The 12,464-nt window shown below is 65.8% G+C and carries 12 protein-coding genes; 3 read left to right on the forward strand and 9 right to left on the reverse strand.

Annotation, left to right across the window (positions count from 1 at the left end; genetic code table 11):
* The first annotated feature begins 36 nt into the window (after window positions 1-36).
* Entirely contained in the window at window positions 37-999 is a 963-nt protein-coding gene (locus MUG94_RS15405) for a diacylglycerol/lipid kinase family protein (RefSeq protein ID WP_227890590.1), read from the forward strand.
* A 3-nt stretch (window positions 1,000-1,002) separates the two neighbouring features.
* Here MUG94_RS15405 and MUG94_RS15410 read toward each other — a convergent pair whose 3' ends face one another.
* The 6 genes from MUG94_RS15410 to MUG94_RS15435 form a co-directional block, all read right to left on the reverse strand.
* Window positions 1,003-1,689 (reverse strand): M23 family metallopeptidase, encoded by a 687-nt coding sequence (locus MUG94_RS15410; protein ID WP_227907042.1) that lies wholly within the window; start codon window positions 1,687-1,689, stop codon window positions 1,003-1,005.
* 363 nt (window positions 1,690-2,052) lie between these two features.
* Window positions 2,053-3,111, reverse strand: coding sequence for a siderophore-interacting protein (locus tag MUG94_RS15415; RefSeq protein WP_423724282.1), 1,059 nt, complete (start codon window positions 3,109-3,111; stop codon window positions 2,053-2,055).
* Window positions 3,108-4,049, reverse strand: coding sequence for an ABC transporter ATP-binding protein (locus tag MUG94_RS15420; protein ID WP_227907043.1), 942 nt, complete (start codon window positions 4,047-4,049; stop codon window positions 3,108-3,110). Before MUG94_RS15420 ends, MUG94_RS15415 begins: the two co-directional genes overlap by 4 nt.
* A gap of 1 nt (window position 4,050) precedes the next feature.
* Entirely contained in the window at window positions 4,051-5,067 is a 1,017-nt protein-coding gene (locus tag MUG94_RS15425) for a FecCD family ABC transporter permease (RefSeq protein WP_227891119.1), read from the reverse strand.
* 68 nt (window positions 5,068-5,135) lie between these two features.
* Window positions 5,136-6,164: a FecCD family ABC transporter permease gene (locus tag MUG94_RS15430; RefSeq protein WP_227907558.1), complete on the reverse strand. Its 1,029-nt coding sequence runs from the start codon at window positions 6,162-6,164 to the stop codon at window positions 5,136-5,138.
* Between the two features lie 161 nt (window positions 6,165-6,325).
* On the reverse strand, window positions 6,326-7,384 hold the full coding sequence (locus MUG94_RS15435) for a glutathione S-transferase family protein (protein ID WP_227907044.1): 1,059 nt from the start codon (window positions 7,382-7,384) through the stop codon (window positions 6,326-6,328).
* Between the two features lie 165 nt (window positions 7,385-7,549).
* On the opposite strand from MUG94_RS15435, the gene MUG94_RS15440 reads away from it, so the two are divergent.
* Entirely contained in the window at window positions 7,550-8,587 is a 1,038-nt protein-coding gene (locus MUG94_RS15440; RefSeq protein WP_227907045.1) for an NAD-dependent epimerase/dehydratase family protein, read from the forward strand.
* Here MUG94_RS15440 and MUG94_RS15445 read toward each other — a convergent pair.
* A complete protein-coding gene (locus tag MUG94_RS15445; protein ID WP_227907046.1) occupies window positions 8,553-9,518 on the reverse strand; it encodes an NAD(P)/FAD-dependent oxidoreductase in 966 nt (321 codons plus the stop codon). The two genes, MUG94_RS15440 and MUG94_RS15445, sit on opposite strands and share 35 nt — an antisense overlap.
* 54 nt (window positions 9,519-9,572) lie before the next feature.
* On the opposite strand from MUG94_RS15445, the gene MUG94_RS15450 reads away from it, so the two are divergent.
* Window positions 9,573-10,889: an APC family permease gene (locus MUG94_RS15450; protein ID WP_227907047.1), complete on the forward strand. Its 1,317-nt coding sequence runs from the start codon at window positions 9,573-9,575 to the stop codon at window positions 10,887-10,889.
* 4 nt (window positions 10,890-10,893) lie between these two features.
* Here the strand turns inward: MUG94_RS15450 and MUG94_RS15455 are convergent, their stop codons facing one another.
* Together MUG94_RS15455 and MUG94_RS15460 are read right to left on the reverse strand one after the other, a co-directional pair.
* Window positions 10,894-11,967, reverse strand: a complete 1,074-nt coding sequence (locus tag MUG94_RS15455; RefSeq protein ID WP_227890596.1) for a YhjD/YihY/BrkB family envelope integrity protein — start codon at window positions 11,965-11,967, stop codon at window positions 10,894-10,896.
* Between the two features lie 95 nt (window positions 11,968-12,062).
* Complete coding sequence (locus tag MUG94_RS15460; RefSeq protein ID WP_227890597.1) at window positions 12,063-12,374, reverse strand: PRC-barrel domain-containing protein; 312 nt, start codon at window positions 12,372-12,374, stop codon at window positions 12,063-12,065.
* Window positions 12,375-12,464 lie beyond the last annotated feature (90 nt).

The following is a 12,464-nucleotide window of genomic DNA, read 5'->3' on the forward strand; positions in this document are numbered from 1 at the left end:
CAAGCCCTCACCGCTTCACAGCAATCAAAGGACACCATGGCCACCTCAGCCGCCGGAACGCGCCAGCGCGTCGCCGTCATCGTGAACCCCATCAAGAAGACGGATGTGGACATCCGCACCCTGGTCGACGGGATCTGCCGGGACGAGGGCTGGGACAAACCCCTGTGGCTGGAGACTACCGAAGAGGATCCCGGCCGCGGAATGGCACGTCAGGCGCTGGAAGCCGGCGTTGACCTGGTCATTGCCGCCGGCGGCGACGGGACGGTCCGCTGCGTGGCAGCCGAGCTGACCGGCACGGACACCCCGCTGGGCCTGCTGCCTTTGGGCACAGGAAACCTGCTGGCACGGAATTTGGACATTCCCGTTGATGATCCGGCAGCGGCGATCAGCGGCGCTCTGACCGGGGCGGACCGGGGGATCGACGTCGTTCACGTCACCCTCGACCGTGCGCTGAAAGGCGACGTCTTCCTGGTCATGGCGGGGCTCGGCTACGACGCAGCCCTCATGGGAGATACCAATGACAACCTCAAGGACCGGGTCGGATGGCTGGCCTATGTTGACGCCGGCGTCCGCAACCTGCCCGGCAAACCGGTGAAGAGCACCATCCGGCTCGACGGCGGCAAGGAGATCTCCGGCTACCCGCGCAGTGTCATGGGCGGCAACTGCGGAAAGATCATGGGCGGTTTGGAGATCTTCCCCGGCGCCCGCATCGATGACGGGCTGCTGGACATCATGACGATGGCCCCCAAGGGGCGGCTTGGCTGGCTCGGCGTTGTGGCAGGCCTGCTGCGCCGCGGCAAAGGCAAGGGGGCCTCCGTGGAGTATTACCAGTGCAAGGAGGCCGAGATCTTCACGGAAATCCCGCAGGATTTCGAGGTCGATGGTGACCACTTGGGCAAGGTCTCGCATGTGGCTTTCCGCGTGGATCCCAGCGCCCTGAAGGTCCGGATGCCTCGTGGAGAGAAAGACCCGGCCATCCTCACCGATCCCGAGGTCTAGGGCTTACAGCCCCAGCTCGACGGCAGGATCCTGGTATTCCCCGTTTCGCAGCACTTCGAAGTGCAGGTGCGGCCCGGTGGAGTTGCCGGTGCTTCCGACGGCACCGACCTGCTGGTTGAAGTCCACCCACTGCCCCACCTCGACAGAGATTTCATTCAGGTGGTTGTAGGTGGTCTCAACACCGTTTCCGTGGTCCACCACCACGCGCAGGCCACCGTACTGGTGGTACTCCGCGTAGGTCACGGTGCCGGGAGATGTCGCCTTCACGGGGGTGCCCAGCGGGGCGCCGAAGTCGATTCCGGTATGCCATTCCAGTGCTCCGTTTCCGAGCAGCGGATTCTCCCGCCAACCGAACGGAGACGTCACGCGCCGTTCGTCCAGAGGCACGGACGGGGTTGGCGCCGCGGGCTCCGGTTCCGCCGGCTCTGCTTCCGCCGGAGCTGCTTCCACGGGTGCGGCGGGTTCCTGTCCGTTTTCTGCAGGGGGTTCCGCGGGGGCGGTTTCAGGAGCCAGTTCTGACACCACGGAGGTGCGGTCCACCAGGAGCGAATCCTCCGTTGCGCTATGGGCCGTGCCGGCCACAAGGGATCCCAGCGCCAGGACGGCACCCGCACCGAGGGCACAGGTGCTGCGGGCCGGGGTGGACAGCCAGCGGAAATTTGCGGCCAGGGGCTTTGCAACCGGCGGCATCTTTAGCTGCCGGTTCTTCAACGTTTCCGGCCAATACTTGGCAAGCTTGGAGTGGACAGATTTACCGGGAGGAGTGCTTTCGGTGGTCCAGTTGAGCACCCGTTCCCGGAGTTCGGGAAGGACGCGGTCCCGGATTTCTGACCAGTAGTGCAGGGGAAGGTCTGAGTACTTCGTGATTCATCACCTCAGTGCAGTTGTCGGCAGAGGGGCTGTGAACAGAGAGTATTTCTCATGGAACGCGGGAGCCCTGCTCCCACTGTAAATTACTTTACCGGCGAAGCACTTCGGGTCGGAAGGAAATGTGAGCAAGGACCAACCGCTGTCTGACGCGGATCACGCTGCTGCAGCGATGCGGGGCAGAACCTATGATTCAGCGCGGCCGATGCGCCAGTAACCCATGAACGCAACCTGTTTGCGGTCGATTCCGGCTTCGGCGACCAGGTAGCGGCGCAGCCCGCGAACCACTGCCGCTTCGCCCGCGATCCAGGCATAGAACGGCAGGGCGCCCGACGGCGTATGCGGGTTGGGTGTTCCCTGGACGGCCGCCGGAGTAAGCCGCTGCGGTGTTTCCCACAGAATGGTTTCATCCACGTTGACGTCTTCGATCTGCGGGCGCGGCGGCACGGGTGCGCCCTCCACTGAGGCCCATCCCGGAAGGACAACGGCGTTCCGGACAGCGGCTTCGAGCAGTTCGCCGTGCGGCCTCAGGCCGCGGATCAGCCAGCTCACCCGGACTGAAGATGCCGTGGACACCGGCTGCTCATCGCCCGCAGCGGGAATTTCAAGAAGTGCATGTCCGGTCACATCCGCGGGCAGGCTCTCCAGAATTGCCGTGATGGCCGGGACAGCGGTTTCATCGCCGGCCAGCATAATGTGACGTGCCATCCCGGGACGGAATTCGATGCCGCCGTAGGACTCTGCGGTGACGCAGTGGGCCGCGTTGGGGCCGATAATGCTGACCCGGTCCCCCGGCTTCGCCGCAGCGGCCCAGTTCGATGCCGGGCCTCCCCTGCCCTGCTTGTCGAAGTGCAGGACAAAGTCGACGTCGATCTCCGGCTCCGCACCCGAGCAGCGGGCCGCCCGGACCGTGTAGGTGCGCATGGAACCGCGCACGGCCGCATCCAGCTGCAGCCAGTTCCGGTACCAGGCGGTGTCGCTGCAGTCGAACTCCGGCAGGGGGATCGGGCTGCCGTCCGCAGCAACCGATGGCACCACCACCTTGATCCGCAGATCATGCGTCTGCCCCTGGACCCCGAACTCCGCCAGGCACGGACCGGCAAAGGTGATGCGCTGGAAATTCGCGCTCAGGCGCTGAACCCGGCGCACTTCCACGTCGAAGCACATCACGGCACCGGCGCTGGCGGCCCGGCGCGCCTTCCGGGGCACTGCTGTTGCTCCGGTGCGGGTACTGACCTGCGTCATGATGCGGCCTCCAGGCGGGTTTTTGAAGCGCGTGCCGTGCGGGTGTCGTGCGGGTTGGGCAGGTAGCCCACGGGTTTGGCCTGGTCCGGGCCAGGCTCCGCCTCCGCACCCGCATCCGGATCCGCAGGGAGCCGGGCATGGTGGCGCCCCAGAGGCACCACCATGGGAGTGCCGGAGACCGGATCTTCAATGACCCGGGACTCCAGGCCGAAGACGTCGCGGACCAGGTCTTCGGTGACCACGTCGGCGGGGGCACCCTGGGCCACGATGGCACCGGACTTCATGGCGATCAGATGGTCCGCATAGCGGGCGGCCAGGTTCAAGTCATGCAGCACGATCGCCACGGTGGTGCCCGCCCGCCGGTTCAGGTCGGTGACGAGGTCCAGCACCTCGATTTGGTGGGTGACGTCCAGGAAGGTAGTGGGCTCGTCGAGGAGGAGGATCTGCGTCTCCTGGGCCAGTGCCATGGCAATCCACACCCGCTGGCGCTGGCCGCCCGACAGCTCGTCAACGTTGCGCTCGGCAAGGTCCAGGGTGCCGGTGGCTTCCAGCGCGGCGGCAACGGCGGCGTCGTCGTCGGGCGTCCACTGCCGGAACCAGCCCTGGTGCGGGTAGCGGCCGCGGCCCACCAGGTCCGCCACCGTGATGCCGTCCGGCGCGGTGGGCGTCTGGGGCAGCAGTCCCAGGGTGCGGGCCACCTCGCGCGCCGGCCGGGAATGGATGTCCCGCCCGCCCAGCAGCACCGTACCGCCCGCCGGCTTGAGCAGCCGGGACAGCCCGCGGAGCAGGGTGGACTTGCCGCAGGCGTTGGCGCCGACAATGATCGTGATGCGGCCGGCGGGGAGCGTCACCGACAGTCCGTCCACCACCACGCGCTCGCCGTAGGAAAGGACCAAATCCTGTGCGCTCAGGGTGTCCGGGTCAGGGGTATTGTCCATTTCAGCCTCCTCGGCCTACACGGTTGGAAGTCACCAGCAGCCACAGCAGGAACGGCGCCCCAAGGGTGCCGGTCACCACGCCCACGGGCAGTGAAACGCCGGGAACCAGATTGGCTCCGACAAAATCGGCGGCCAGCACGATGACGGCACCGACCAGGGCGGAGACCGCCAGGGAGTGCCGTCCGCCCAACAGCCGGCGGGCAATCGGACCGGACAGGAAGGCGATGAACGCCACCGGGCCCGCAGCGGCGGTGGCCACGGCAGCCAAAGCCACCCCGGCAACCAAGAGCCCCAGTTTGGACGCCTCAACCCGCAGTCCGAGACCCGCTGCCGTGTCCTCCCCCAGCTCCAACCCGCGCAGCCGGCGCGCAAGAACCGCAGTAAGCGGCAGCAGGACGAGCAGTGCGGCGGCCAGCACGGCGGCACGATCCCAGTTGCTGGAATTCAGCGAACCGTTCAGCCAGACCAGCACCTGCGAGGCTGTCCGCACGTCTGCGCGCGTCATCAGGAAAGTGACCACGGCCTGCATGGCCGCGGCAAAGCCCACCCCCACGAGGATCAGCCGGTAACCGGCAGCGCCTCCGCGCCGGGAAAGCAGGTAAATGGCCATCGCGACGATCAGGGCTCCGCACAGGGCAGCCAGGGAAACGGTGGTCCCGGCGGCGCCGAATACCACGATGGCCACCACCGCGCTGGCGCTGGCGCCGTAACTGATGCCAATGATGTCCGGGCTGGCCAGCGGATTGCGCAGCATGGTCTGGAAGATGCTGCCCGAAATCCCGAAGGCCGCACCCACCAGGAGCCCGATGACGGCGCGCGGCAGTTTGCTCTCCAAGACGATGAACGTGGCACCGGGAATCTGTTCCCCGCCCAGGATCCGGAAGAAGTCCGGGATGGTGACGGTGTAAGTGCCCAGCAGAATGCTGACCGCAAAGAGGACGGCGACGGCGCCGGCCAGGACTGCGGCCACCGTGCGGTGGCGGCGCACGGACCGGCGGCGCGCGGCACGGACAATCATGGCTCCGGGACCGGGACCAACGGCAGAAACAGGTTCCGGTCCGGCTGCGGCGCGGTCCACCAGTGCACTCACAGCTGGACCTGCTTCCGGCGCCGGACCAGCCAGATAAAGACGGGGGCGCCGATGACCGCCGTCATGACGCCTACGGGGATCTCTCCCGGCGGCAGGGCAAGGCGGCCAATGATGTCGGCGCCGATCAGCAGGACCGGCGCCAGGACGAGAGAGAAGGGGAGGATCCACCGGTAGTCCGGGCCGGTGAAGGAGCGGACCATGTGCGGGATCACCAGGCCCACAAAACCGATGGGACCGGCCGCCGCAGTGGCAGCTCCGCAGAGCAGCACCACACCCAGGGCGGTGATGCCGCGGCTGAGGCCAACCCGCTGCCCCAGTCCACGGGCCAGGTCATCTCCGAGGGACAGTCCGTTCAGGGCGCGTCCTGCGCCCAGGACGATGACTGCACCTGCCGCAAGGAAAGGCAGCACCGCGGCGATGACGTCCCAGCCGCGGCCTGAGACACTGCCTGCCTGCCAAAACCGGAAGACGTCCAGGGTTTGCTGGCTGGAGACCAGCACTGCGCTCATCAGGGAGGTCAGGCCGGCCGTCAGTGCGGCGCCGGCCAGTGCCAGTTTGACCGGGGTGGCTCCTTCGCGGCCCAGGCTCGCCACGGTGTAGACCAGGACGGCGGCCAGAGCCGCACCGGCCAGCGCGAACCAGATGTAGCCAAGGAAGGAGGATATGCCGAAGCCGTAGATACCGAGGACCACAAAGAAGGCGGCCCCGGCATTGACGCCCAGGATTCCCGGGTCCGCGAGCGGATTGCGCGCCACCCCCTGCATGGCCGCTCCGGCCAGGCCCAGCGCCCCGCCGGCCAGCAGGCCCAGCACGGTGCGGGGAATCCGGGACAGGACCACTGCATGGTCCCCGTTGGCCGGGTCATTGGCGGTGAGGGCTTCGACGACGGTCCCCCAGGACAGCGCCCGTGCGCCGAATGCCACGGAGGCAAGGCAGGCCAGTGCCAGCACCAGCACCGCGGCGGCCAGCAGGACAGCCCGGCGGCCGTTGCGGTTGGGCGTGTTCGGAGGCTGGGCCGGCGTCAACGGACCGCCCGGGATGCCGGTTTTCGGTGCCGGTGCCGGGGAGCTGATGTTCACGCCCACGGCGGCACCTCCTTAAGACGGAATGATCTTAAGTAAGGCTAACCTACGGTCCCGGTCCTTAAGAAACATTTCTGTGTCCTATTGGCCCCGAGCGAAAGCAATCAGCGCGCGCCGTGTCCCGGGGTTACTTCTTCGCCGGAGCGCACCGGTCCCGGAGGGGTTCCGTTGCCGAACGGCCGGCCGCCGAGCTGCTCTCGATCGTGCTCAGTGAGCCACCCTGACAGGTCCGGACCCTTGGGCACGATGCCCGTGGGGTTAATGTCCTCATGCACGATGTAGTAGTGGGCCTTGATCTGCTCAAAGTCGACGGTGTCCCCAAACCCGGGCGTCTGGAAGAGATCGCGGGCGTATCCCCAGAGGTTCGGCATCTCCGTGAGCTTGTTCCGGTTGCACTTGAAGTGTCCGTGGTACACCGCATCGAAGCGGACCAGGGTGGTGAACAGGCGGACGTCGGCCTCGGTGATGGTGTCCCCCACCAGGTAGCGCTGGCGCGAGAGCCGGTCCTCCAGCCAGTCCATTGCCGTCCACAGCCGGTCATAGGCGGCGTCATAGGCTTCCTGTGATCCGGCGAAGCCGCAGCGGTAGACGCCGTTGTTGATCTCGGTGAAGACCCGCTTGTTGACGGCCCGCATTTCCTCCATGTGCTCTGCGGGCAGCAGGTCCGGAGCACCCCCGCGGTGGAAGTCCTTCCACTCGGTGGAGAAATCCTCGGTGATCTGCGGGAAATTGTTGGTCACCACGGCGCCGCTCGGGATGTCCACGATGGCCGGAACAGTGATTCCGCGGCTGTAACCCGGGGTGCGCCGGAAGAAGGCCTCCTGGAGCCGTTCGATTCCCAACACCGGGTCCCTGCCGTCCGGATCCAGGTCGAAGGTCCAGCTGCGGGCGTCGTGGGTGGGGCCGGGGGTGCCCAGCGAAATGGCATCTTCCAACCCCAGCAGCCGCCGCACGATGATGGTCCGGTTGGCCCAGGGGCAGGCCCGCGCAGCGATCAACCGGTACCGGCCCGCTTCCACCGGATAGCCGTCCCGCCCGTCGCGCGTGATGCGTGTTTCGATGTAGTTCGTGTCCCGGGTGTACTCGGTACCGCCGGTCACATACGCTCCGCGCGTGCTGAAGCCGGAGCCGTTGTCCTGGTCTGTTGCAGTGCTGTCAGCCATAGGAGTCCCTGTTCTGGTGCGTTTGCCTCGTGTTTGGCACTTCACTCAACACTAACGGCAACCGAAACCGTCCCCGCCTGCCCCCTGCTCTGCCGACCGTCTCCCCGGTAGAGTCGAGGGCAGCGCCTGCGTATCCCAACACCCAAAGCCGGAGGAACAAGCCACATGCGAGTAGCTGTCATTGGAGCAACCGGAAATGTTGGCACGGCCCTGCTGCGCCGGCTGGCCCAGGCCCGCGGCGAACGGCCGGACGGCCTGGAGATCGTGGGGATCGCCCGGCGGATTCCGGACGGCGGCACCCCTCCGTACGACGGCGTCGAGTGGCACAGCATCGACATCGCCACGAGTGAGGGCCGGGAAAAGCTGACCGAGGCACTGAAGGGAGCCGACGCCGTCGTCCATCTCGCCTGGGCCATCCAGCCCAACCGTGACGAGGCGGAGCTGCACCGCATTAACGTGCACGGCACCGAAAACGCCCTGGCCGCCGCGGCGGCCGCGGGGGTGCGCCAGTTTGTCTGCGCGTCGTCCGTGGGTGCCTACTCCCCCGCCCCCAAGGACCGGCTCACCGATGAGTCGTGGCCCGCGCGCGGCATCGCCAGCTCCCACTACAGCCGGCACAAGGGCGAGCAGGAAGCGCTGCTGGACAAATTTGAACGCGAGTATCCGGAGATACCGGTAGCCCGGCTCCGTCCCGGACTGATCCTCTCTTCGGATGCCGGCACCGAAATTGGCAATTACTTCCTGGGCCCGCTGGTGCCCAAGTTCATCCTGAACAAGCTGCGCCTGCCGCTGATCCCGCTGCCGAAGGAGTTCTCCTTCCAGATTGTCCACGCCGATGACATGGCCGATGCTTACTGGCGGGTGGTGGACCAGCGGGCCGAGGGTGCCTTCAACATCGCCGCCGATCCGGTGATCACCCCGGAGCTGCTCGCCGGAGTGCTGGGCGCCCGGCGGCTGCTGAACGTTCCGGTGAAACTGGTGCGCGCCGTCGTTGGCCTGACCTGGGCCGCGCACCTGCAGCGCACCGATCCGGGGTGGATAGACATGGCTGCCGGCGCTCCCATCATGGACACCTCACGGGCACGGGATCTGCTCGGCTGGAATCCGCGGCGCACCTCGGTTGAGGCACTGAGGTTCGTTTTGGACGGGATGACGAAGGGCGACGGCGTCAAAGGCTCACCGCTGCTCGCTCCCAGGCGCTGAGCGCCTCCGCGGTGTCCTCCTCCACAAGCGCTGCGTTCAGTCCGACGGCCAGGCGGTAGGCGTCACCGGCTACGGGCACCACTTGGCCGGAGGGGTCGGTGACGTTCCCGACGGCCCAGATCCGGTCTGCGCCCGTCCTGCCGATCTCATCCGTTTCCAAGCAGCCGTCAGCATCCAGGGTGCATCCCGGGATATTGGCCAGCATGGGATCAACCGTGGCCACCGGTTCACAAAACAAGGCACGGCAGGGCACCGTCCGGCCGTCCGCCAAAGCCACTGCCTCCAAGGCATCTTCACGGATGAGCAGCCGCTCCGCTGTCCCCTCCACGACTCCCACGCCCATGGCCTCAAGGGAACGGGCATCATCGTCTGAAAGCTCGAGTCCTTCCTGAACGATCAGGGTCACCTCGGCGGAGAAACTCCGGACCAGGATGGACTGCTGGACGGAGGTTTGCTCCGTTCCCAGGACAGCCAGCGGCTGGTCCTTCACTTCCCAGCCATGGCAGTAGGGACAGTGCAGGAGGTCCCGGCCCCAGCGTTCGCGGGCACCGGCAATGTCCGGCAGGGTGTCGCTTAGCCCGGTAGCCAGCACCACATGCCGGCCCTGCAGCGTCCTGCCGCCGGCAAGCTCCACAGTCCTGTCTCCGTTCACGCGGAAAACCTGTCCCGACACCAGCTCGACGTCGTAGCGCTCCACGTCCGACCGGCACAGTTGAAGAAGGTCCGCAGGCGCGATGCCGTCCCGGGACGGGAAACCGTGGACCTGGTCGGCTGGACCGTTTCGAGGCCGGCCCGCATCGACAACTGCGATCCGGCGACAGGCCCGTCCCAGCACGGTGGCAGCGGTCAGCCCGGCCATTCCTCCGCCGATGATGACCACGTCATAGATGTCCGGGGAAGTGACCACGGACGCATTGGAAGATCGACTCATGAATCCTTTCTATCGCACTTTCCAATAATCGTCAGCACGCTTAGTTTTACTATCATGACCAACACCCCCCAGGCAGCCCCCGCTTCCAAACTCAAACAGGCCATCACCGGTCCCATGCTGTATCTCTTCATCCTTGGGGATGTCCTGGGTGCCGGCATCTATGCCCTGGTGGGCGAGGTTTCCGGGGAAGTGGGCGGAGCCATCTGGGTGCCGCTGGCAGCGGCGCTGCTGCTGGCACTGCTCACGGCATCCTCCTACGCCGAGCTCGTCACGAAGTACCCCAAGGCCGGTGGGGCCGCGGTGTTCGCGGAACGCGCCTTCAAACGTCCCGCCCTCTCCTTCATGGTGGGATTCTGCATGCTCGCGGCCGGCGTCACCAGCGCTGCGGGCCTCTCCCTTGCCTTTACCGGCGATTACCTCAAGGCCTTCCTGGACGTCCCGCCGGTGCCTGCAGCCGTCGTCTTCCTGCTGCTCGTTGCCCTGCTCAACGCCCGGGGAATTTCCGAATCGGTACGGACCAATGTGGTCATGACCGTCGTCGAACTCTCCGGCCTGCTCCTGGTCATCGTGCTGGTGGCTGTGATGGTTGGCCGGGGAGACGGCTACACGGAACAGATCACCCAGTTCCCCGCCGGCGCCAATCCGGCAACGGCGGTGCTGGGGGCCTCCCTGCTTGCGTACTACTCTTTTGTGGGATTTGAGGTCTCAGCCAACGTTGCCGAAGAGGTCCGGGACGTCAGCCGGGTGTATCCCCGGGCGTTGTTCGGGGCGATGCTCACCGCCGGAGTGGTGTACCTCCTGATCGGGATCGCCGCATCCAGCGCCCTTCCCACGGAGGAGCTTGCAAATTCCAGCGGCCCGCTGCTGGCAGTCGTCAGCGCCACGGGCTTCGGCCTGCCGGATTGGTTCTTCAGCCTGATTGCACTCGTGGCTGTGGCCAACGGCGCCCTGCTGACCATGATCATGTCCAGCCGGCTGACCTACGGGATGGCGGAGCAGGGCCTGCTTCCCGCAGTTTTCGGCAAAGTCCTTCCCAACCGGAAAACGCCGTGGGTGGCGATTGCGGTAACCACCGCCGTCGCCATGGTGCTGACCATGACCGGCGGCTTGGCCTCTTTGGCCGAAACCGTGGTGCTGCTGCTGCTCCTGGTCTTCCTCAGCACGAATCTGTCAGTGATCGTGCTGAGGAAGGACTCCGTGGACCATCCGCACTTCCGCACACCGCTGGTGCTGCCCTACCTTGCCATTGCTTCCTGCGTCCTGTTGCTCACCCAGCAGTCAGGGTCGGTATGGCTGCGGGCCGGGATCCTGCTGGCGATCGGCGGAGTGCTCTACCTCGTCCGCCGCGCCGTCAAAGGCAAGGCGGGCTGAGGGCCTACTTGAGGTCGTCGTCGTAATCCTTACCGGCGTGCTGCTGACGCAGCTTGCGGCCCTCCTCGATGTCCTCTTCCATCTGCGCCTCGCGCTTTTCCGTCTGGCGGGTGTCACGCGGCGGCAACTGAACGCTTTCTTCAGCCTGGATACCCGCCTGCAGCTCGCGTCCGCGTTCCACCTCGGCGTCGAACTCCGCACCAAACAACAACGACACGTTTGCCAGCCAGAGCCACAGCAGGAGAACGATCACACCACCGATGGCGCCGTAGGTTGCGTTGTAGTTGCCGAAGTTGGCCACGTAGAAGCTGAATCCCAGCGTGACGATCCCCAGCACGATCAGCGCAATGAAAGCACCCATGCTCATCCAGCGGAACTTGGGCTGCTTCACGTTGGGCGTGGCGTAATACAGAATGGCGACAAGCAGCACGGCGAAGATCAACATCGCCGGCCATTTGGCGATGTTCCAGATCATGACGGCCTCCGAGCCGAGGCCAACAAAGTTGCCTATGGTCTCAGCGATCGGGCCGCTGAGCACCAGCATCATCAGCAGCGCGGCAACCAGCAGGACCAGCACCAGGGTGACCAGGAGCTGGGTCGGCAGCAGCTTCCAGGCCGGCCGGCCCTCATCCACTTCGTAGATCCGGTTCATGGACCGGCCAAAGGCTTTGACATAGCCGGAGGCGGACCAGAGAGCGCCGACAATACCGATGATCAGGGCGAATCCTGCACTGCTCGACGACGTCAGCTGGGTGATGGGCCCTTCCAGGACCTCCACGGCACTGGCCGGGGCGAACTCTCCGAGGAGCTCCAGCATGGCCTTGGTGGTGCTTTCAGCCTGCCCCACCACGCCAAGGATGGACACCAGCGCCAACAGCGCCGGGAAAAGGGCAAGGACCGTGTAGTACGTCAGCGCTGCCGCGAGGTCGGTGCACTGATCCTTGCTGAACTCGCGGATGGTTTTGCGGGCAATGTATTTCCAGTTGGGTTTCGTGACCTCGGCCGGGGTGTCCGGCTTGCTCGCGTCGTCCGGGCTGGGAGCCGTTTGCGCCTTGTCCCCGGTGTCCTGCTGCGCCATGAAGGCCTCCTGGATGCATTGAGTGGCAGATGGATTTATAAGTGAGCTTACTACCAAGCGGCGCGGACAGGCTCGGCGGCAACCGGCCGAAGTTGTCAGAACTTTTTGTAGTAGTCCGTCAGCAGTGTCTCCTCGGCGGGGCTCAGTGCACCGTCGGGATCAACCTCGGGCGAGTCATCCACCGCCTGCCGGCTGTAGTTCACGTAAATGTCGTCGTCGTCCCGGCGGGCTCCCGCCAAAGGAACAAAGTGCTGCCGGGTTTCGAAGAGTCCCAAGGCTACGGTGATCCACTCCGGCGCCCCTGTTGCCCGGTCCAGGTGCACCTGACCCACCAGCCCCAGGCGTTCACCGTCTTTGGCCCAGACGTTGGATCCCTGAAGTTCGTGGAGAACAAACTCATCTGCCATAACCGTTCCTCTTTTCGTGTCCCGCAGGTGCGCAAGTTATCCCAGCAGGCCAGATAAGCGCCCGGCATGTCAACGGATGGCGGAGGAAAG

This window comes from Arthrobacter gengyunqii (genome assembly GCF_023022985.1).
GTDB classification, from domain to species: domain Bacteria; phylum Actinomycetota; class Actinomycetes; order Actinomycetales; family Micrococcaceae; genus Arthrobacter_B; species Arthrobacter_B gengyunqii.

What these genes read in the sequence shown, in the direction of transcription:
- MUG94_RS15405 (WP_227890590.1), top strand. Translation starts at nt 37, where the DNA reads ATGGCCACCTCAGCCGCCGGAACGCGCCAGCGCGTCGCCGTCATCGTG.
- MUG94_RS15410 (WP_227907042.1), bottom strand. Translation starts at nt 1,689, where the DNA reads ATGCCGCCGGTTGCAAAGCCCCTGGCCGCAAATTTCCGCTGGCTGTCC.
- MUG94_RS15415 (WP_423724282.1), bottom strand. Translation starts at nt 3,111, where the DNA reads ATGACGCAGGTCAGTACCCGCACCGGAGCAACAGCAGTGCCCCGGAAG.
- MUG94_RS15420 (WP_227907043.1), bottom strand. Translation starts at nt 4,049, where the DNA reads ATGGACAATACCCCTGACCCGGACACCCTGAGCGCACAGGATTTGGTC.
- MUG94_RS15425 (WP_227891119.1), bottom strand. Translation starts at nt 5,067, where the DNA reads ATGATTGTCCGTGCCGCGCGCCGCCGGTCCGTGCGCCGCCACCGCACG.
- MUG94_RS15435 (WP_227907044.1), bottom strand. Translation starts at nt 7,384, where the DNA reads ATGGCTGACAGCACTGCAACAGACCAGGACAACGGCTCCGGCTTCAGC.
- MUG94_RS15440 (WP_227907045.1), top strand. Translation starts at nt 7,550, where the DNA reads ATGCGAGTAGCTGTCATTGGAGCAACCGGAAATGTTGGCACGGCCCTG.
- MUG94_RS15445 (WP_227907046.1), bottom strand. Translation starts at nt 9,518, where the DNA reads ATGAGTCGATCTTCCAATGCGTCCGTGGTCACTTCCCCGGACATCTAT.
- MUG94_RS15450 (WP_227907047.1), top strand. Translation starts at nt 9,573, where the DNA reads ATGACCAACACCCCCCAGGCAGCCCCCGCTTCCAAACTCAAACAGGCC.
- MUG94_RS15455 (WP_227890596.1), bottom strand. Translation starts at nt 11,967, where the DNA reads ATGGCGCAGCAGGACACCGGGGACAAGGCGCAAACGGCTCCCAGCCCG.
- MUG94_RS15460 (WP_227890597.1), bottom strand. Translation starts at nt 12,374, where the DNA reads ATGGCAGATGAGTTTGTTCTCCACGAACTTCAGGGATCCAACGTCTGG.